The sequence below is a fragment of the Protofrankia symbiont of Coriaria ruscifolia genome (assembly GCF_900634745.1).
Lineage (GTDB): Bacteria > Actinomycetota > Actinomycetes > Frankiales > Frankiaceae > Protofrankia > Protofrankia californiensis.
The window spans coordinates 31587-50611 of record NZ_CAAAFR010000155.1 but is presented as its reverse complement, the minus strand read 5'-3'; the positions used below and the strand labels follow the sequence as shown (position 1 = coordinate 50611).

Below are 19025 nucleotides of genomic sequence, written 5' to 3'. Positions count from 1 at the left end.
CTGCTTGCCGGGGCCGGTACCGATGTGATCGCGGATGGCATAGGTCAGTGGCGCGGGTCAAGGAGGCAGCCTCGTGGACGAGAGCAGCAGTGACGAGGGTCGGCCTGGGCGCCGCTATCTGAATGGCCGGCAGTACCCGAGCAGCAGAGCCGGAGCCGGAACCGCAGGGGCCAGGGCTTCGGCCACGCAAACGTCGGCCCGCCGTTCGGCAGGAAACCGAGGCAGGACTTCGACAACCGCAACCCCGTCGGCTACAGAAAATTTTGCGGAGAAGCGGTGGCGTACGGCCCGTGACTCTCGGCGCGTTGCCGGTGAACGTCAGCAGCCCCGTCACGACCAGCAAACCCGCGGTCAGGGGACGACGGACATCCGCGGAGACAGGCGTACAGGCGGGCATGGCAGGCCGGCCCGAGGCTTCGACGGAGATCGCCGTCCGGGCCAGCACAGCTCGAGCGAACGCGTCTCGGGCGCGCGATCGACTGACAGCCCTCGAGGCGGGTCGGGGATCCGGTCGAGCCGCCCCCATGATGATTCCGACCGCCGCTCGCCTCGCCCCGTGGGTACGCGCAGCGAATCACGACAGTCAGCAGGCAATCGCCACGCGGATCGCAGGGCGGATAGTGACAACCGGACCAGCGGATTTCAGCGGAACCAACCGCCGACTGGCAGGTCGCAGCCGGCAGGGGCGCAGTCGGTAGGGCCCCGCTCCGACAGGCAGCGGTCCGCGGAAAAGCAGTGGTCCGCGGGAAAGAAGCCCGAGGGAAGGGGTTCCGCGCAGGGTTCCCCACAGCGGCGGGGTTCCGCGCAGCCGGCACGACCCTCCGGCGACCCGGCGGTTCGACGAGGGCCGGGTGCGGCCGATCGGACGCCACGACCCTCCGGCGACCCGGCGGTTCGACGTGGGCCGGGTGCGGCCGATCGGACGCCCGGAGCCGGTCGTACCGACAGGCCGCCACGTGCTGATGCCAGGCAGCGAGGTTACGGCCCGACCGAGCGTAGGCCGGTCACAGGACCCGATGGCGAGCGTTTCGGACCGCCTTCGCCTGCGGCCTCCCGCGACGACCGGCATGGGCGGGCCGACCGGCGCACCGACGATCGTTTCTCTGCCCGGGGCCGCGGAGGCGGCCACGACTTCGACGGCCCCGGTGCTGACAGGCCGCGCCGGACACCACCGCAGGACACCCCCCGTACGTCCGGCCGCCGTGACGACGCCCGGGTATCCCACGAATCCGGCAACGGTGACCGGCTGGTGACTGACAGGCGCAGCAGAGCCGATGCTGCACGGCGAGCGCCCGCGGCTGGCGCGCCGCGCGCTACCGGCTCCACCCGGGACTTTCGGGACACCCGGGATGTTCGGGCTCGTGACCACCACGATCGTGATCGTGCTGGCCAAGGCTCCGCCGGCCGGGGCTCCGGCGCAGACAAGCCGGACCGGCCTGCTTCAGGCTGGCAAGGTCCGAGCGAGCGGGGCACGGGACGGGCCTGGGGTGGCGGCCAGGGCGCGGGTAGGCAGGATCGCTCCGCTGAGAAGGCCTCGGGGCCGGACCGGCGGGCATCAGGTGCTTCACGGGTATCAGGTGCTCCAACGGGGCGGAGGAGCAGCCCGAGGCCGTCGGCATCCGGACGGGAACGCGGCGGCGCGGCCACTGCGGACCACCGCGGCAGAGGCGTCCAGCGGCCCGGTCGACCGTCCGCACCGGTGCTTCCCGATGAGGCCCGCGCCGAGCTCCTCGACTTCGAGGTCACCCGTGAGCTGCGAGGGCTCGGTCCGTCCCTTGCCGAATCGGTGGCCCGGCATCTCGTGGCCGCGGGCATGTACCTCGACGAGGACCCCGCGCTTGCGCTTGCGCACGCTCGCGCAGCCGCGGCCCTGGCGTCCCGGATCGCCGCCGTCCGCGAAGCGGTCGGGCTCGCCGCTTACCATGCGGGGGAGTTCACCACGGCGCTCGCGGAACTGCGTGCGGCGCGCCGCATCGACGGTTCCCCACGGCACTTGGCCGTGATGGCCGATGCCGAGCGGGGGCTCGGACGCCCCGAGCGTGCCTTGTTGCTCGCCCGTGATCCGGGCGCGGCCGAACTCGGCGAGGAGTCCCGGATCGAGCTGCTGATCGTCCTGTCGGGCGCGCGGCGCGACCTGGGTGAGCCGGAAGCCGCGGTCCTGCTGTTGCAGGACGAGGTGGCTGCCTCCGGCGTGCAGCCGTGGAGCCTGAGGCTGTGGTATGCCTACGCGGAGGCGCTGCTGGCCGCTGGCCGTCCCGCCGACGCAGCACGCTGGTTCGCCTCCGTGGCAACCGTCGATGACGCCCAGGAGACCGACGCCGCGGACCGGGCCGCCTCGCTGGAGGAGGCCGAGCCGGGGTCACCGACCGAGGCGGGGCCGTCGGGGGAGGAACCTGCTTCCTGAGCGGCACCGGATGAACAGGGCCGGATGACCGTGGGTAACGGATACGGATGGTTGCTACTACCCGTCCAGTGGACGGATCAGCAGGCCGCTTCGTGGCTTGGGTGTGAAAAGCGTCGACTTGCGTGGCATCCGTTCGCCGGCTGCGGCGACGGCGGCGACGTCCGCGGCCGGGGTGGGGTTCAACAGCAGCGCGATCGCACCGCCCGGTGCTGTACTACCGGCATCGGACAGTGATGTCGCTGTGGTGCCGCCGGGCGGAGTCGTTGCCGTGCCGGCACCGGGGGGCGATGCCGCCGCGGCGATTGCGGCGGCCGCGTCATGGCGATAGCCGACCACGTCCTCGGTGTCCGGCAGCCCCCAGACCTTTGTGATCAGCACAAGATGCGCGACGGTGACGTCGAGCTGGCGGAAGGCGGTGGAGCGGTCCGCCGGCAGCGCGTCGGTGAGCAGCGCCGGGTCCGGATGCGTCAGCAGGAACGCCGCCCGGCCATCAGTGATGACGAACGCGTGGCCGTCCTGACCGGCCTTGGCCAGCTCACCGAGCAGATGCACCCCGGAGGGGTCACCGACGGTGTCCAGCGGCGTCACCTGAAACGCCGCCCCGGCACGGCGGACGGCCTCGGCGAGGGCGAGCCCCCGCACAACCCGGTGGATTGCATGGACCTGTGGCCCTGATACCCGGGCGTCCACCAGGAAGGCCAGGCCGAAGTCCCAGGGGCCGGCGCCATCCCCGGCCGCGTGGCGGTCAGCCTGGTAGCGGCGGTAGGTGGCGTACCGGTGGTGGCCATCGGCGATCACCGCCCGCCGTCCATACAGATCGTCGGCGACGGCGGCGAGCCGGTCCTGGTCGGTCAGCGCCCAGATGCGGTGGGTGACACCGTCGTCGGTCGTCGTGGTCAGTATCGGCGAGGTCGCCACAGTGTCGGAGGCGATCTGGCTGGCGGCCCCGCCACCTTCGTACAGCAGGAAGATCGGCTCAAGGTTCGCCCCGGTGGTCACGGTCAGGGCGAGCCGGTCGGTGACCGGTCCGGTCATGGTGTTCTCGTGCGGCAGGATAATCCCCGCGTCGGGGTCGGCCAGAGCCACCGCACCGACCAGACCCCGCTGGACGTGCCCGTCGTGGGTCTGCTCGTACACGTACAGCGCCGGCCTGTCGTCGCGGCGCAGGACCGCACCGGCGGTCCATTCGCGCAGGGCGTCCGCGGCCCGGCGGTAGCGGCTTCCCGGGGACTGCTCGTCGCTGTCCCGAGGAAGGATGAGCCGGACGACGTTGTGCGGATGCCTCGCCTCCAGCGCGATGACGCCTGCTGCGTCGATCACGTCGTAGGGCGGGGCGGTCCGGGATGCCAGCTCCCGGCCGTCGTCCACTGCGTACCGCAGGGCCCGGAACGGGGCCAGAACCAGTCCGCCGGGTGTGGGCGGTGCCGGGACGGGAGCAGCCATGTGGCGATCGTATGGGTCCGCCCGCCACGACGCCGCCGGTCCGCCAGGCTGCCGGTGCCGCCGGGACGTGTGCCGGTACCAAGGGGCTGACGGATGGTACGCACCTCCACCGATCAGCGCGATCGGTGGGAGCGTGGACCGGTTTCCGGCGACACTGGAAGCTGGCCCTCGGCTACCGGCGTCCGGTCGCCGTGGGCGCTGGCGTGTGTGCATCGGAGGTCGGCCGTGTACTGGGCACGAGTTCCACCGGATCGCGGCAGGGCAGGGACACTCGGCAGAGGCAACGAGGGAGGCGCGGATGTCCGGCGGGCACGACGGACCGGTTGCCGGCGAGGGGGGTGGGCCCCGCGGTGAGTGGCTGCCCGCGGGCCCGAGGCGCAGCCCCGACAGCGCCAGTCCCGACAGCGCCAGTCCCCATAGCGCCAGTCCCGATGGTGGCAGCGCCGACGCTGCCGGCGCCGGTCGGGATGGTACCGGTGCTGCTGGTACCGGTGGTATCGGTTCGGGCGGCAGCCCTGGCGGTGAGGTCTACGACTGGTACACCCGGGGTGTCGCCCTGCTCGACCGGGGCAACGCCAACGCCGCGGTTCAGCTGCTGGCCCACGCCGTGGCCGCCGAACCGGGCTCGCGTAGCGTCCGGGAGGCGCTGGCTCGGGCCCAGTTCGACGCCGGCCAGTACGGCGCGGCACGGGAGAGTTTCGCCTGGATCGTCGACCACGACCCGACCGACGACTACGCGCAGTTCGGGCTCGGGATGGCGGCTCGCCGGACGGGCGACCTGCGCGCCGCGGTGGAACATCTGGCGCTCGCCGTCGCGATGCGTCCGGACCTCGGGCACTACGGCCAGGCGCTACGCGGTGTGCGGGCCGCGCTCAACCGGCCCGTGCGGGGACGGCCATGACCCACGGCCTGCGCCTTCCCGCACAACCGGTCAGCTCGCGTAAGCCGCTGTCTGCGTCGCCGGCCCCGCTCGTCGACGTCCACGACGTCGCCCTGATGGATCTTGACGGGGTGGTGTACCGCGGGTCCGAGGCCGTACCCCATGCGGCGTGGGCCATCGGGGCCGTCCGCGAACGTGGCATGCGGATGGTGTTCGTCACCAACAACGCGCTGCGTCCGCCGGCCCGGGTCGCTGAGCGGCTCATCGCCTTCGGCGTGCCCGCGGTCTCGGCCGACGTGGTCACTTCCGCGCAGGCGGCAGCGCGGCTGCTCGCCGAACGCCTGCCCGGTGGGGCGGCTGTCCTGGTCACCGGCGGGGAGGGTCTGCGTGAAGCGGTGCGGGACGTGGGCCTGCGGCCGGTGGCGACCGCGCGGGAGGAACCGGCCGCGGTGGTGCAGGGTTTCGATCCCGACCTCGACTACGCTCGGCTCGCCGAGGCCGCGCTCGCGATCCAGGCGGGAGCGCTGTGGGTCGCGAGCAACACCGACGCCTCGGTACCGACCGAGCGTGGCCTGCTGCCCGGCAACGGTTCCCTGGTGGCGATGCTGAGCACCGCGACCGGAGCTGCTCCCATCGTGGCCGGCAAGCCGGAGAGGGCGTTGCACGAGGAGTCGGTTCGCCGCGGCGGTGCCCGGTTCCCGCTGATCGTCGGTGACCGGCTCGACACCGACATCGCATCCGCCGTCCGCTCGGGCACGCCGTCCCTGCTGGTGCTCACCGGGGTGACGTCCGGAGGTGAGCTCCTGCGCGCCGGGGCGCTGTACCGGCCGACCTATCTTGCGGCCGATCTGCGGGGCCTGCTTGTGGGCCATCCGGGCACGCGGGTGCATGCGCCGGCCGGTGGGAGCGGCGGCGCCGCGCGGCCGGACGGGGTGGAGGTGGAGGCGGTCTGCGGCCACTGGGCGGCCCACGTGCGGGAGGGGACGCTGAGCTGGCGGAAGGTGCGACCGGCGGGACGACCCGCCCACCGGGTGGAGGCAGTGAGCGCCATCGGGGGCGACGGGCCGGGGGACGGCCCGTGGGGTAACGGGCCGGGAAACGGCTTGCCGGGGGAGGGTTCGCGGGAGGACGACGGTTTGGACGCGCTGCGAGCGGCGTGTGCGGCCGCGTGGGCAGCCGCGGACGGGGACGACCCCGTGCGGGAACTGGCCGGTGAACGTCCGCCCGGTTGCGCCGATCTCGACTGAACCGATTCCGGCTGAAATCAATCCCGTGTGATGCCGCAGGTCCTGCGGCGGGCCGCGAACCTACAACAGTGAACGCATCCGCAGCAGGTCCCGCATGCTGGCGTCCACCTTCAGGCGGCCGCTGGCCCATGCCGAGGTGAACTCCAAGCTACCGTCGGTGACAGCGATCAGGTCGTCGCTGTTCACCGTGACGGTCACCTGCGCTGCCGTGCGATCCCCTTCGTTGATGTCGAGGACACTGCCGTCACGCAGTTCCGCGGAGAAGCTTGCTCCGAGATCGGGAATCCTGCATACGATCGTGCGGTCGGGGGTCAGGCTACGCAGGCGGTCGTCGGTGAGTTCGTTGAGTCGCTCCGCCAACGTGCGCAACGCCGTCGCGCACTGCTGCATGGTCGCCATACCGGTTGATTCCTCCCTTCGGTCGTGCCGTGCCTTCCGCCGCCGGCAGGCTGCGCCGTGCCATGGCCGGGACCAGCAGCCTGCCAGGACCGCCGCGATGCACCCGGCTGCAACAGTCAATACCGTGGACGGGATCCGGCATGCTGGATGGGACGATAGCGGCGTGCCGCGGGGTGACGGCCCTGCCGCCGCTGCCGCGGAAGAGGACACTTTATGACCGTTGACGTCCCGGACGATGTTCGGGCCGCGCTCGCGCAGGTGGACCGGCTGCCGGCGTTGCCGGTGTCGGTTCACGTCGCTGTCTTCGAGGAGGTCCACCGTCTGCTGGACGGCGTGCTCGCGGATCTGGACGGCCTCGCCGCCGCCTCGCCGCGACCGGATGCCGCGCCGCCCGGCCGGACGCCGGCGTGACCAGGACGAGGCGTCCCGTCGCGGTCCGCAGGACGCGGCTGGACCGTGAACTCGTCCGGCGCGGTCTGGTGCGCTCCCGTGAGCAGGCCAGCGAAGCGATCACGGGGGGTCGGGTCCGGGTGTCCGGGCGTCAGGCGACCAAGCTCGCCACGGTCGTGGACGACACGACACCGATTGTGATCGTTGCCGGTGACGACCCCGGCTACGCCTCCCGGGGCGCCCACAAGCTGCTCGCGGCCCTGTCCACCTTCGGCGGAAGTGCCGCTGGAAGTGCCGCGGAAGACGCTGGGGGAAGCCGGCTGCGGCTTCGGGTGGCCGGGCGGCGCTGCCTGGACGCCGGGGCGTCCACCGGCGGCTTCACCGACGTGCTGCTGCGCCACGACGCCGCCGAGGTCGTGGCGGTCGACGTCGGATACGGCCAGCTGGCCTGGCAGCTGCGTACCGACCCCAGGGTTGCTGTCCTCGAGCGCACCAACGTCCGTTTCCTCACCGCCGAGGCGATCGGCGGGCCCGTCGACGTGGTTGTGGCAGATCTGTCGTTCATCTCGTTGCGGCTGGTGTTGCCGGCGCTTCGGGCGTGTGCCCGGCCGGACGCCGACTTCGTCGTCCTGGTCAAACCGCAGTTCGAGGTCGGGCGTGCGGATCTCGGGCCGGGCGGGGTGGTGCGCGACGTGGCACTGCACGCCCGCGCGGTGCGGGAGGTGGCCGATGCCGGGGCCCGGCTGTCACTCGGCGTGCGTGGAGTCGTCGCGAGCCCGCTGCCGGGGCCCGCGGGCAACGTCGAGTACCTGCTGTGGCTCGCCGGGGACGCCCCGCCGATGCCGCCGCCGCGGCTGACCGAGGCGATCACCTCCGCGATCGCGGCCGGTCCGGCCGGTGGGTCCGCGGGTGCGCCGGCAGCCGTGTCCGCGGACGGAGAATCAGGATCCGTCCGGTCGGAGGCTTCCGCACCCTGCGCCGATCCTGCCTTTCCCGCTGAGCCTGATCCTGATTCCGAGCCGTCCACCGAGTGCGACGAGGGCCGCCGATGAGTCGGGAAGTCCAGTGAGCCGGGAAGTCCTGGTGGTGACCCACCCACGCCGGTCGGTCGTACGGGAGATCGCCCAGCGGGTGCTGGACCAGTTCGTCGCCGCCGGGGTCGCTCCGCGGGTCCTGCGGGACGAGGCCGAACTGCTCGACCTGCGCTGCGAGAACGTGGTCCCACCGGACGACGCCGCCGCGCTCGGGGTCGAACTGGTCCTCGTGCTCGGTGGGGACGGCAGCCTGCTGCGGGGGGCGGAGCTCGCGCGTACCGCCGACGCGCCCCTGCTCGGGGTCAACCTCGGTCATGTCGGTTTTCTCGCCGAGGCCGAACCGGACGCGCTGGAGTCCACGGTCGATCATGTCGTCCGCAAGGACTACCGGGTCGAGGAGCGGATGACCGTCGACGTGACGGTCCGTCACCGCGGCGAGCTGACCTACCAGGGCTGGGCGCTCAACGAAATGTCGCTGGAGAAGGTCGACCGCTCCCGGATGCTCGAGTGCGTCCTCGAGGTCGACAACCGCCCGCTGTCCCGGTGGGGGTGTGACGGCATGATCTGTTCGACCCCCACCGGGTCGACGGCGTATGCGTTCTCGGTCGGCGGCCCGGTCATGTGGCCGGGTGTCGAGGCTCTGCTGGTCGCGCCGATCAGCGCCCATGCCCTGTTCGCCCGCCCCCTGGTGCTGGCCCCGACGTCGTCGGTCGCGATCGAGGTGCTCCCCTCGACGCCGGCCGTCCTGGCCTGCGACGGCCGGCGATCGGTGGACGTCGAGGCGTTCTCCCGGGTCGAGATCGTGCGGGGACGCCGTCCGGTGCGGCTCGCCGTGGTGCACCCGCGGCCTTTCACCGACCGGCTGGTGGCGAAGTTCGACCTTCCGGTGGCGGGCTGGCGGGGGCGGATCGGCCGATGAGCGCGGCTGGGCTGGTAGGCCAGTGCAGGCAGCTGGGCGCGGCTGGCCCGGTCGGCCCGGGCAAGTCGGTGGGCCCGGCAAGGCCGGTGAGCGCGGCGGGGCCGCTGCTGCCGGAGGCGCGTTGCCCGGGCGGCCGGCGCCGCGGACGCCGCACCCCATAGAGTCACATCTGTGCTCGAGGAGGTTCGCATCCGCGGTCTCGGGGTCATCGACGACGCCGTGCTCGAGCTGGCGCCCGGCCTGACCGTGGTCAGCGGTGAGACCGGAGCCGGCAAGACCATGATTGTCCAGGGGCTCGGGCTGCTCACCGGCGGGCGCGCGGACACCGGTCTGGTCCGGCCCGGGGTGGCGCGGGCCTTCGTCGACGGGCGGATGGCCGTCCCGCCGGACGGTCCGGTGGCCGAACGGGTCCGCGACGCCGGTGGCGAGTGCGACGAGGAGGGTCTCGTCCTCGGGCGGACGCTGACGGCCGAGGGACGTTCCCGCGCGCACGTCGGCGGGCGGGCGGTGCCGGCCAGCGTCCTCGCCGAGATCACCGATGGGCTGATCGCCATCCACGGCCAGTCCGACCAACAACGGCTCCTGCGGGCCGGGGAACAGCGTGCCGCTCTCGACCAGTTCGCCGGTGACACGGTCGCACGGCCCCTGGCCGCATATGCCACCGCCTACGCACAGCTGCGTACGGTCTCCGCCCGGCTTGCCGAGATCACCGACCGTACCCGGGAACGCTCGGCCGAGGCCGAGCTGCTGCGGACCGGACTGTCCGAGATCGAGAAGGTCGACCCCCGTCCTGGTGAGGACACCGCCCTCGACACCGAACTACGGCGGCTGGAACACGCCGAGACATTGGTGCAGGCCGCCAGCGGCGCCCACGCCGTGCTGGTGTCCGACCCCGCCGTCGGCGACAGCGCACCGGGCGCCACCGACCTGCTGGGGGCCGCCCACCGGATGGTCGCCGCGGAGGCGTCCCTCGACCCGGACCTGTCCGACCTCGCCGACCGCCTGCACGAGGCCGGGATGCTGCTCGCGGACGTCGCCGCGGATCTGGCCTCCTACGCCGCCGGGGTCGAGTCCGACCCGGTGCGTCTCGCCGGCGCCGCGGACCGCAGGGCGGCGCTGGCGGCCCTTGCCCGCGCCCACGGCACCGATCTGTCCGGGGTCCTGGAATGGGCCGACCAGGCCGGGCGGCGCCTGCTCGAGCTCGACTCCGAGGGTGACCAGGCCGGCGCGTGGGCGTCCGAACGCGACCGGTTGGTGACGGAGCTCGGTGGGCTCGCCGCGCAGATCAGCGCCGCCCGCCGGGCCGCGGCGGACCGGTTCGCCGCGGCGGTCGCGGCCGAGCTCGCGGGCCTGGCGATGCCACGGGCCAAGGTCGAGGCGGTCGTGACACAACGCGCCGATCCCGCCGGCGCCGGCCTTCCGGTGGACGGGCAGCTGCTCGCCTACGGCCCGGCCGGGGTCGACGAGGTGGAGTTGCGGCTCATACCGCATCCAGGTGCGCCATCACGTCCGGTGCACAAAGGCGCGTCCGGTGGTGAACTGTCCCGGGTGATGCTCGCCATCGAGGTCGTGCTCGCGGCCGGCGACGTCGCCACGACGATGGTCTTCGACGAGGTCGACGCCGGTGTGGGTGGGCGTGCCGCGGTCGAGGTCGGGCGCCGGCTCGCCCGGCTCGCACGCACGCATCAGGTGATCTGTATCACCCATCTGCCTCAGGTGGCGGCTTTCGCCGACCGCCACCTGGTGATCAGCAAGGCCGACGACGGTTCGGTGACCCGCAGCGGGGTGGTGACCCTCGACGACACCGGCCGGGTCCGCGAGCTGTCCCGGATGCTCGCCGGCGTCGAGGAGAGCACGCTCGCCCGCGGCCACGCCGAGGAACTGCTGGCCAACGCCGCTGCCGACAAGGCTGGGAGTTCCTGACCACGGATCTCTGCCGGTGGGTGTGGCAGTCCTTCCCGGAGGACCTCGTCCGTGCGGTCGAGGCGCGTACCGGGCCGCGTGGATTCTCCGCCGTGGCCACGTCGGCGCGGCCGCGGAACCAGTGCTCGATCGCCACGATCCCCTCGGGCTCGTCGGCGGGAAGGTTCGTGACGAGGAAGCTGACCGCCCAGGCATGGTCGGCCACGCCTTTGAGGACCAGGGCGAGCTGGCCTTTCGGGATCGTGCGCCGCCGCCGGGAGCACGGGTCGGCCGAGATCTCCTCGGCGGGCACCGTCACCCGCCAGGCGATCGTGTAGGTGCCGGGCGAGAACCCCGCCGGGGCGTAGCTGGAAGCGGCGACCGCGGCATCCGCGAACGCGGCGGAGAAGAAGCCGGAGTCGGCGCGGACCCGCGGCGGGGCGCACACCGCGCCGGGCAGCACCCTCAGCGCCCGGCGCAGCAGGCCGACGACATGGGGCCGGGGATCCTGGTTGCCGGCGAGCAGGTCCGCGGCCAGGGTCAGGCCGGTGCGCGCCCAGCTCGCCAACAGCGGCCGGCCCGCGCGTCTGCCCTCGTAGGTGTAGGCGACGCCGCGTTTCTTACGGCCGTAGACCTCCACGTCAGAGGAATCGAAGTCGAGCGTCGGGCGGTGAAGGACGAGCTCGGCGCGCCGCTGGGCGGGCAGCCGGTCGAGATACCGCCGCGCGATCTCGGCCAGCCCGGTCTCGATCCCGGCCAGCTGGGCTGGTCCGAACCGTTCGGCGAGTCGGGCCGCGGTCCGCGACGGGGCGAACGGCACCGGCGCGAGCAGCGCCCCGGCCGCGTCCGCCCGCGACCGGTCCAGCCCCGACAGCGACGACTCGCCCCCAGCTGGCTGGTCGCCATCCCGACGAGCAGTTCACCGGCCCCCAAGCCCCGCGCCCGCTGCTTGACCGGCCCGATCCCAGCCTCGAGCGCGCCGACGGTCCCGAGCCGGTCGACGAGCTCGTGCACCGCGACCAGCCCCGCCGACCCCGTCACCGACGGATCCACCGGCCCGATCCGCACCCGCTCCCGCCGGCACCCCCGCCCATGAACCCTCTCCGGGGCCGGGCTTCCGTGACGACTCGACGCTGCGTATCCTTGCCACCTGACGGGTGCCTCTCGCCTGGGATATCGGTTTGGTCTCGCAACCCCCGATTCTCCCTGCGCAACAGGCACCCGATCACTTTCCACGATCAACAAGCAGTCAACGCCACCCCGGTACTGGCGAATCTAGGTCAGAGGGGCTCATCTAGTCGCGCTTCATGCCCCGCGGCCACACGACGCGCACAGGTATTCGCCGATCTTTGGCATAGGCGACGACGTCGGCGGTACCACCATAGCCGCGTGCTGGCTCACCGTCCCACACCGCGATGAGTTCATCTGCATCGTTGACGATCAGTCGGCTCGCATCCATGTGGGCTTCAGAGTTCGATGCTTCGTGGTCAAGGCGCTGGATTGTGTGTGCCGCGTCGAGAATACGATCATAGTCCAGGTGGTGGGACGCGGGTAGATCATTGCGATATGTGGTGGCTGGAACTACGACAGATAGCTGTCCTCCGAGTTCCAGAACAATTTCGGCGAAGATGCTGTCGGCGCCATCTGCGATACAACTGATGCCGGTGAGTTGGTCGCCTGGGATGGTGCCGAGAAGTTGACGGAGCTCACGGCGGACGTATTCTTCGATTTCATGAGATAACCCTCTATGGCCAGTTATGCCAATCCTCGGCATACGCTTGCCTTTCAGATGTCGATTGGGTCGAGTTCGTGAAGTCGGGCGTCAAGCTGGTTGATTGCATCACATGTGACAGCGGCTGGGATAGCCTGACGGGTTCGCCATGCGGCGCGGACTACTCTGTGAGAGTTTTTTACTGCGGCTACGTTTAGAGCGATGAGGGCAACGCTGGCGCTCTGCTCATACTCGGCCTTCATACTGTGGGCGGTGGCTTGGTCGAGCAGTGTGAGGGCGTACTGAGCCGTGTGATTGCGTGCTTGTGCCGTGGTAGCGGCGGGTACGCATTCAAGCGCGAGATCAGGGTATCCAAGATTGACGGCGGTGGTGAGCCGGTATCCAGCCAGTTTGGCAGCGTCGAACCGCATGACCCATGGCCAGGGAGGTTGCTCGTCGGACGAGATGCTAGTGACGGCCTCCTCGGCGTCGTCGATGTGGCCCCAGGCTGCCTTCTCATCTCCTGCGGCGGCATGGGTGATGGCAGCAGTGGAGCTCATCCAGGCATCCACAACGGCGTGTCTGCTGCTGTTCGGCAGTGCGTTCCGGGCCTTCTCCAGGAACAATAGACCGCGGTGCGCGTTGCCCGTACTGGCGGAAAAAACAGCAAGGCTGCCGATCATGTAGGCGACGAGAGTTCGGTGTCGTGATTCCCGCGCAAGACGGACAGCTGCCTGATAGTAACGCTGCGCTGAACCGATCTCCCACATATCCCAAGAAAGCCAGGCGAGGAACCCGAACCCTTCACTGAGTCCTTCGGTTGCTTCCCGCCGGGCAGTTGGATCCTGTGACTCCCCGCCGACAGAGCGAAGTAGCCGAAGGTGTTCGACGACGATTCCAGCAAGCTCGCAGGCCGACATCGAGCCTTCGCGGCGACGTTGAGCCATGGTAACTGCTCGAAGTACGGACACCTTGGCGGTCGGGTCCGCGTCCATGGTCGAAAGATAGGACTCCAACTGCGCAAGCGCACCTGCGCTGAAGGCACTCGCGAACAGGTCTCTCCGGTGCATCGCTGACCACTCGTCCAATAGCAGAAGATCATTGGCGGGGTTACCCGCCTGGATGGTCGGCGACAGTAGCTCTCTCTCGGACGGAAAGCCAAACGTGACGTTGGACGTCCGGACCTCACCAGGCGGGATAAGGGCAGCGGGGGGGATGCTGTCGTCAGGGGTTGCGGCTTGGCGGAGTCGCCGGAAGCCCAGTTCATGATCTGTTCGTGCGCGAAGGACTGCTCGAAGTGCAGCACGGTAGTCCGTCTGTGGCCAGCGGATTACCCCCCCGTTCGAGCTTGCCAATGTAATGATCGTCTATAGCGACGGTTCGGTCTTTGTGCTCGAAGATCCAGGCGTTTGCCAGATCGGCGAGTTCCTGGCGTGACAGCGGTTCGCCGGGGGCGTTCGGTGATTCGATGCGCGTTCGCGCTCGCCGCAGCTGTGGGTTTGACTCTGTCACCGTGGCCTCTCTTCGCGGACGTATATCTAGATCGTTATACATGGGGTAGTCACCTCATAACGTAACGAGATGTTGCTTGATGCCGCCCACCTGCCCCTGAAACAGCCCCATATCTGCCCCTCGAGTGCCCATTGAAGTGTCCTAGATCGGCCGCATACAGCAATGAGAGCCTCGGTCAGCGGTTCCGCTCGGGCTGACAAGAGTCCCCGGCGCGGCGCGGCGGCGCGGTGTGATGCCGGGTTCTGGGCGTGGGAAGCGTCCGGGGCGGTGTCGCCGGGCCGGTTCCGGGCGGGTGCCCCCTTCACCCTTCATCCGTCCGGGACCGGCTTGTCCTCGGTTGATGCGGGAGGGAGGCAGGACAATGGACGGTTCGGGCACGTTGTATGCGCTGGTCCAGTTCGGTGGTGCGGAGAGGTGGGCGGTCTCGGGGGTGGTGATGGCCTTTGAGAGCGTGACCGCTGCCGATCAGCATGCCCGGTCGGCCGGGATAAGTGACTACGCGGTGGGGCCGGTGCGGTTCACCGAGAGTGTGGCGGCTCCGGCGGTGCGCTGGCGGGGAGACACCCGATGAGCGGGGATGGTCTGCCTCCATCGGAGCACTGCCGGTCCGTGCCGAGATCGCTGAATACGGGTGATCGGACCGTGTGGAGTGGTCCGGTGCTGCGTGTGTCAGATCTTCGTCGGAGTCTGCTTGCGGTGTTGGCGGTGACGCCGAAACCGTTGTTGCGGGCCGGTGACGGGGTGACGGAGGCCGAAGCATTGGCGTTCTTCGCCGGTCAGGGTGCGGCGTTGGAGGCGGTACACACCGTGGTAGCCCGCGCATGGCGTGCGGACAGGGTGCCGCCGGGTCGACGCGGGACCAGGCCAGTGGATGCTGGTAGTGACCTCACCGCTGACGGGTCCGGGTCGGTGCTCTCGGCCGTGGACGACGAGATGTGGGCAGCGGCAGTCACACGGCTGGTGGGACGGCAGCATTTCCCGTTCCTGGATGGTCCGCGGGTGCCGGATGAGCCGGCCATCCCAGGTGCGGCTACCGCGCTCACCGGGGGGCGGTTGGTGGTCGTGGACGGTGACGGGGTGGTGGTGGCCGAGTTCGACGCGGCGGCGTGGGAAACCGCGCACGCCTGGGTGCATGCGCGGGTGACCGAGCCGTTGACGCGGCGGCCGGTGTGTATCGAGGACCACCGCAACCGGCAGACCTGGCAGGTCGACATCGGCTCGTGCACGCACATCGTGTGGATGCCGGGTGAGCCGACCGGCGCTGGGATGCGGTGCCCGCTCTGACGGTGCCGGTACAGAGGGGGCAGGGTAGCCGACCGCTGCTGCGGTGTGTTCTCGTGTGCGCCGCACAGATCATGACCTATGACGGGTTGGGGTGCGAGTGAAGCATGACATATATCTGGCTGCGCACGGGGGCGTGGGCCGCTTGTTTACAGCCGGGCAGGCCATGATGATGAGCCGCGTCGCATGCTGCCGCCGGAGTGGCCATGCGCAGTGATCCCCATGTGGAGTCACGGTGTCCGGCGTGTGGTGCCCGCTGGGCCACGCTGCTTCGCAGCGCCGAGGATCTTCTTGCCGACAGCAGATGGACTCGTGACCTGCTCACCGACCGCCTCAGCGACGAACCCGTCATGCTGAAGGACACCGCCGTGTTCACCCAGGACTATCGTGCTGATCTTCTGGTCTGCCGCGCCTGCCAGTCGGTTTTCCGTGATCCGAGCGCGGTACCCGCCGGACGGATGGACCGGTACGTCACCGACCACTACGACCCCGCCTATCTGGACCGCATGTGGGTGGGATTCATCGCAGGCTACCAGCGCGACCACCCCTGGAACGCGGCCCACGGCGTACGGGCCGGAGCGCGCATCCTGGAGATCGGAAGCTGGTTCGGCGCCTTCCTGATCTATGCCACGCACCACGGCGCCCACGCCATTGGCGTCGATCTCGGCACCGAGGCTGCCGCCTACGCACGCCGGCACGGGGCCACCGTCATCACCGCCCCGTTCGACGTCAACGCATTCGACGGTCAGCGGTTCCACGCCGTCTGGATCTTGAACTGTTTCGAGCAGCTCTCCGACCCCGGTCAGGTCCTCCTCGACGCGGCGCGGCTGCTGGAACCCGGCGGCCATCTGGTGATCCGAACCCCTAATGCCGCTTTTATCCGCTTTGCCTATACTCGCTGTCCCCCCACGCTCGGCCGGCGGCTGCTGGCCGGCACGAACCTCGGCGGGGTGGCCTACGCGGTCTCCTACAGCACACACGCGCTGACACGGCTCATCACGGCAGCCGGATTCACCGGCGTGGCCGTCCGCGGCCGGGAACACGCATCCCCCGCGCGGCGCGCGTTCACCAGCACCCCCTTGGCCTGGCAGCCAGGCCGACGAGCGCTCTACCGGCTCGCCTCCGCACGGGGCATGGCCGGTCCTGCCTGGCCCTGGATGGACATCACCGCCACCCGACACGCAGAGCCTCGACAGGGATCCGATTCGGTAACGTCCCAGTCCGCACGAGTCACAGGAGCAGCATATGTCCGATTTTGACCTACTCCGGCGGATTGACCCGCAACTCGCCGTTCTCCTCGACGCCGAGCAGCGCCGGCACGACACGACCATCGACCTGATCGCCAGCGAGAACTACGCAAGCCCCGCCGTGCTTGCCGCGACCGCAAGCGTGCTGTCCGCCAAATACGCGGAAGGCTACCCGGGCAAGCGGTACTACCAGGGCAACACGATTGTCGATCAGATCGAGCAGCTTGCCATCGACCGTGCGCGGGCGACCTTCGGGGCCGCATACGCCAACGTTCAGGCGCATTCCGGCGCCGAGGCCAACCACGCCGTCTACTACGCGCTGTGCGAGCCCGGCGACACCACCATCGGCATGGACGTCCCCAGCGGAGGGCACCTCAGCCACGGATCGCCCGTCACCTTCGTGCGCCGCTACTACAACCCGGTCCTGTACCAGGTCGACCCCGACACGGAACGTATCGACCACGAAAAACTGGCGACGATCGTGGCCGAGCGCCGCCCGAAACTACTGATGATCGGCACCAGTTCCTATCCACGCCGCTTCGACTGGGCGCGGCTGGCCGAGATCGCCCACGGGGCCGGGGCCTGGCTGGTCGCCGACATCGCCCACCTGGCGGGACTGGTCGCCGGCGGTGCGCTGGACAACCCGTTGCCCTACGCCGATGTCGTGACGACCACCACGCACAAGACGTTGCGCGGCCCGCGTGGCGCTCTGATCCTGACCAACAACGAGGATGTGGCGGGCCGCATCAACAAGGCCGTTTTCCCCGGTCTGCAAGGTGGCCCGCATCAGCACCACATCGCCGGTATCGCCGTGACCCTTGCGCAGGCGCAGACCCCCGCGTTCGCGGCCTACGCCCACCAGATCATCGCGAATGCTCAGGCCCTCGCGGCCGGGCTCCTCGATCACGGCTTTCAGCTCGTCACCGGCGGGACCGACACCCACCTTCTCGTACTCAAACTGGCCGCCTCGGGCATCGACCTGACCGGCCGTGAAGCCGCGGACGCGTTGGAAGCCACCGGAATCGTGGCCAACCGAAACCCCATCCCCTACGATCCGAACCCCCCGTACAACCCCGGCGGCATCCGCTACGGCACCCCCGCCATGACGACATGCGGCATGCGCGAACCGCAGATGCGCCGCATCGCCGACTGGACGGCCGAAATCCTTCGCCATCCCGAGGATGAAACACGGCTCGAACGCATCCGTGGCGAAGTGGTGACACTCCGCAAGGAGTTCGCTGGCCTCGGCCAGCCCTGACACTCGTAACCTGGCCAACGCACCGACCATCGGCCCATCGCCCCATATCCGGGCCCCCACGCGAGGGGCGTCATAACGACGGAAACCACCTGTGCGGTCCATCGGGACCGCGCCGTCATCGGTGGCGATCGGTGTACGTCCGCAGGCTCCGCCGTCCCGTCGACTGGGAAGTGGACCGGCGGCGAAGCTCACACCGGCATGGGGACGCCGGAGGTGTGGTTGTGTGTTCAAGTAGTGTCCCGCGAGGCCGCCGGGCGCCCGGCACGAGCGATGATCGTGTGCCCTTCGGCCTGGACTGCCGGATCCGTGACGACACCCGACCATCAGGAGTCCCACTTTCATGACCGTCACCGACACCTCCACCAGCAGTGCCCTGACACTGGATGCCGCCGCCGCGGATCTGCTGTTCCACTCGGCCCGGACCGCGAACACCTTCAGCGAAGAACCGGTGTCCGACGAGCAGATCCGTGCCGTCTACGACCTGGTCAAATGGGCGCCGACCAGCATGAACGCCCAGCCGTTGCGGATCATCCTGGTTCGCTCGCCCGAGGCGCGGGAGCGGCTGGTCGCGCACCTCAGTTCGGGTAACCAGACAAAGACGCGGTCCGCGCCGCTCGTGGCCATCGTCGCCGCGGATGTCGACTTCCACGAGAACCTCCCGCAGGTCTTCCCGCACCTGCCGACCGCCAGGGACTTCTTCACCGAACCGGCCGCCCGCGAGCAGTCCGCGCGTTTCAACGCCGGCCTGCAGATCGGCTACTTCATCCTGGGTATCCGCGCCGCGGGGCTCGCGGCCGGCCCGATGACGGGGCTTGACGCCGGTGCCGTCGACAGGGAGTTCTTCGCCGATCAGCCGCTGCGCACACTCGCTGTGATCAACATTGGCAGGCCAGGTGAGAACGCGTGGTTCGACCGGAACCCGCGACTGGACTACGAACAGGTCGTCTCCGTTCTGTGACGTCTGTTCTGTGACGCCCGTCTTCTGGTCGTCGGCGCGACGGCGGAGGCGGGGTGTCGAGTCGGTTGGATGCGGCGGTGGCCGGTATCCAACCGACCTTCGTCACCGGACTTGAACGATCCCACGGACGATGGGCCCGGACAGGGCCGCGTCCGGGTCGGCGCGGAAGGCTGCTGCTTCGGCCGGCCGGTCGAGACGGACGACCGTACGGGCATGCAGGGCCGCAGTGGTGGTCCTAACCGCTCTCACGCAGTATTGAGTACCACTTTTCCGCAGGATTGAGTGCCGCTATCCCGCACCGCGGAGTGCCGCTTTTCCGCGCTGAGGCCGTTGCCGAGGCCGCATGGTGTGCGCCGGACAGCCGGGGGCAGGCCGGTGGGACCCGGGCATGGCCCGATACGGGGCGCCCGCGCATGGCCCGACCCGGGGCGGGGGTGTTA

At 70.1% G+C, this 19025-nt stretch carries 18 protein-coding genes; 13 read left to right on the top strand and 5 right to left on the bottom strand.

Going from position 1 to position 19025, the window contains the following annotated elements:
* Positions 1–1699 precede the first annotated feature (1699 nt).
* Positions 1700–2404 carry a hypothetical protein gene (locus CV1CTNOD_RS17235; protein WP_207386513.1) on the top strand — a complete coding sequence of 235 codons (705 nt, stop codon included), beginning with the start codon at positions 1700–1702 and terminating at the stop codon, positions 2402–2404.
* A gap of 57 nt (positions 2405–2461) precedes the next feature.
* On the opposite strand, the gene CV1CTNOD_RS17230 is transcribed toward CV1CTNOD_RS17235, so the two are convergent.
* Complete coding sequence (locus CV1CTNOD_RS17230) at positions 2462–3847, bottom strand: DUF1015 family protein (protein WP_131787066.1); 1386 nt, start codon at positions 3845–3847, stop codon at positions 2462–2464.
* Positions 3848–4343: 496 nt separating this feature from the next.
* Between CV1CTNOD_RS17230 and CV1CTNOD_RS17225 the strand changes: the two genes are divergently transcribed.
* Both CV1CTNOD_RS17225 and CV1CTNOD_RS17220 read left to right on the top strand, forming a co-directional pair.
* The gene (locus CV1CTNOD_RS17225; RefSeq protein WP_131787074.1) at positions 4344–4748 is read left to right on the top strand and encodes a tetratricopeptide repeat protein; all 405 of its coding nucleotides are present in this window, start codon (positions 4344–4346) and stop codon (positions 4746–4748) included.
* Positions 4745–5974, top strand: a complete 1230-nt coding sequence (locus tag CV1CTNOD_RS17220) for an HAD-IIA family hydrolase (RefSeq protein ID WP_131787065.1) — start codon at positions 4745–4747, stop codon at positions 5972–5974. Before CV1CTNOD_RS17225 ends, CV1CTNOD_RS17220 begins: the two co-directional genes overlap by 4 nt.
* 60 nt (positions 5975–6034) lie before the next feature.
* Here the strand turns inward: CV1CTNOD_RS17220 and CV1CTNOD_RS17215 are convergent, their stop codons facing one another.
* Entirely contained in the window at positions 6035–6373 is a 339-nt protein-coding gene (locus CV1CTNOD_RS17215) for an SCP2 sterol-binding domain-containing protein (RefSeq protein WP_131767938.1), read from the bottom strand.
* A gap of 213 nt (positions 6374–6586) precedes the next feature.
* Between CV1CTNOD_RS17215 and CV1CTNOD_RS17210 the strand changes: the two genes are divergently transcribed.
* From CV1CTNOD_RS17210 to recN, 5 genes are read left to right on the top strand one after another with little or no spacing between them, the layout of a single operon-like run.
* On the top strand, positions 6587–6784 hold the full coding sequence (locus CV1CTNOD_RS17210; protein WP_131787064.1) for a hypothetical protein: 198 nt from the start codon (positions 6587–6589) through the stop codon (positions 6782–6784).
* Complete coding sequence (locus tag CV1CTNOD_RS17205) at positions 6781–7815, top strand: TlyA family rRNA (cytidine-2'-O)-methyltransferase (protein WP_131787063.1); 1035 nt, start codon at positions 6781–6783, stop codon at positions 7813–7815. Before CV1CTNOD_RS17210 ends, CV1CTNOD_RS17205 begins: the two co-directional genes overlap by 4 nt.
* 13 nt (positions 7816–7828) lie before the next feature.
* The gene (locus tag CV1CTNOD_RS17200; protein ID WP_131787062.1) at positions 7829–8716 is read left to right on the top strand and encodes an NAD kinase; all 888 of its coding nucleotides are present in this window, start codon (positions 7829–7831) and stop codon (positions 8714–8716) included.
* Positions 8713–8877, top strand: a complete 165-nt coding sequence (locus tag CV1CTNOD_RS24885) for a hypothetical protein (RefSeq protein ID WP_165485582.1) — start codon at positions 8713–8715, stop codon at positions 8875–8877. Before CV1CTNOD_RS17200 ends, CV1CTNOD_RS24885 begins: the two co-directional genes overlap by 4 nt.
* 10 nt (positions 8878–8887) lie before the next feature.
* A complete protein-coding gene (gene recN / locus CV1CTNOD_RS17195; RefSeq protein ID WP_131787061.1) occupies positions 8888–10639 on the top strand; it encodes a DNA repair protein RecN in 1752 nt (583 codons plus the stop codon).
* 1273 nt (positions 10640–11912) lie between these two features.
* On the opposite strand, the gene CV1CTNOD_RS17185 is transcribed toward recN, so the two are convergent.
* A complete protein-coding gene (locus CV1CTNOD_RS17185) occupies positions 11913–12392 on the bottom strand; it encodes a hypothetical protein (protein ID WP_131787059.1) in 480 nt (159 codons plus the stop codon).
* 11 nt (positions 12393–12403) lie between these two features.
* Complete coding sequence (locus tag CV1CTNOD_RS24880; protein WP_165485581.1) at positions 12404–13276, bottom strand: hypothetical protein; 873 nt, start codon at positions 13274–13276, stop codon at positions 12404–12406.
* Positions 13277–14202: 926 nt separating this feature from the next.
* On the opposite strand from CV1CTNOD_RS24880, the gene CV1CTNOD_RS17180 reads away from it, so the two are divergent.
* The 5 genes from CV1CTNOD_RS17180 (at position 14203) to CV1CTNOD_RS17160 (ending at position 18585) form a co-directional block, all read left to right on the top strand.
* Positions 14203–14412, top strand: coding sequence for a hypothetical protein (locus CV1CTNOD_RS17180; RefSeq protein WP_131787058.1), 210 nt, complete (start codon positions 14203–14205; stop codon positions 14410–14412).
* 86 nt (positions 14413–14498) lie between these two features.
* Positions 14499–15125 carry a hypothetical protein gene (locus CV1CTNOD_RS17175; RefSeq protein ID WP_207386512.1) on the top strand — a complete coding sequence of 209 codons (627 nt, stop codon included), beginning with the start codon at positions 14499–14501 and terminating at the stop codon, positions 15123–15125.
* Positions 15126–15328: 203 nt separating this feature from the next.
* Positions 15329–16381, top strand: a complete 1053-nt coding sequence (locus CV1CTNOD_RS17170) for a class I SAM-dependent methyltransferase (RefSeq protein ID WP_131787056.1) — start codon at positions 15329–15331, stop codon at positions 16379–16381.
* Positions 16368–17627 carry a serine hydroxymethyltransferase gene (glyA, locus tag CV1CTNOD_RS17165; RefSeq protein WP_131787055.1) on the top strand — a complete coding sequence of 420 codons (1260 nt, stop codon included), beginning with the start codon at positions 16368–16370 and terminating at the stop codon, positions 17625–17627. Before CV1CTNOD_RS17170 ends, glyA begins: the two co-directional genes overlap by 14 nt.
* Positions 17628–17967: 340 nt before the next feature.
* The gene (locus CV1CTNOD_RS17160; RefSeq protein WP_131787054.1) at positions 17968–18585 is read left to right on the top strand and encodes a malonic semialdehyde reductase; all 618 of its coding nucleotides are present in this window, start codon (positions 17968–17970) and stop codon (positions 18583–18585) included.
* A gap of 102 nt (positions 18586–18687) precedes the next feature.
* Here CV1CTNOD_RS17160 and CV1CTNOD_RS24875 read toward each other — a convergent pair whose 3' ends face one another.
* On the bottom strand, positions 18688–18834 hold the full coding sequence (locus CV1CTNOD_RS24875) for a hypothetical protein (protein ID WP_165485577.1): 147 nt from the start codon (positions 18832–18834) through the stop codon (positions 18688–18690).
* Positions 18835–19025: the final 191 nt, after the last annotated feature.

What these genes read in the sequence shown, in the direction of transcription:
- CV1CTNOD_RS17180 (WP_131787058.1), top strand. Translation starts at nt 14,203, where the DNA reads ATGGACGGTTCGGGCACGTTGTATGCGCTGGTCCAGTTCGGTGGTGCG.
- CV1CTNOD_RS17170 (WP_131787056.1), top strand. Translation starts at nt 15,329, where the DNA reads ATGCGCAGTGATCCCCATGTGGAGTCACGGTGTCCGGCGTGTGGTGCC.
- CV1CTNOD_RS17160 (WP_131787054.1), top strand. Translation starts at nt 17,968, where the DNA reads ATGACCGTCACCGACACCTCCACCAGCAGTGCCCTGACACTGGATGCC.
- CV1CTNOD_RS24885 (WP_165485582.1), top strand. Translation starts at nt 8,713, where the DNA reads ATGAGCGCGGCTGGGCTGGTAGGCCAGTGCAGGCAGCTGGGCGCGGCT.
- CV1CTNOD_RS17215 (WP_131767938.1), bottom strand. Translation starts at nt 6,373, where the DNA reads ATGGCGACCATGCAGCAGTGCGCGACGGCGTTGCGCACGTTGGCGGAG.
- CV1CTNOD_RS24880 (WP_165485581.1), bottom strand. Translation starts at nt 13,276, where the DNA reads ATGGCTCAACGTCGCCGCGAAGGCTCGATGTCGGCCTGCGAGCTTGCT.
- glyA (WP_131787055.1), top strand. Translation starts at nt 16,368, where the DNA reads ATGTCCGATTTTGACCTACTCCGGCGGATTGACCCGCAACTCGCCGTT.
- CV1CTNOD_RS17220 (WP_131787065.1), top strand. Translation starts at nt 4,745, where the DNA reads ATGACCCACGGCCTGCGCCTTCCCGCACAACCGGTCAGCTCGCGTAAG.
- CV1CTNOD_RS17230 (WP_131787066.1), bottom strand. Translation starts at nt 3,847, where the DNA reads ATGGCTGCTCCCGTCCCGGCACCGCCCACACCCGGCGGACTGGTTCTG.
- CV1CTNOD_RS17210 (WP_131787064.1), top strand. Translation starts at nt 6,587, where the DNA reads ATGACCGTTGACGTCCCGGACGATGTTCGGGCCGCGCTCGCGCAGGTG.
- CV1CTNOD_RS17185 (WP_131787059.1), bottom strand. Translation starts at nt 12,392, where the DNA reads ATGCCGAGGATTGGCATAACTGGCCATAGAGGGTTATCTCATGAAATC.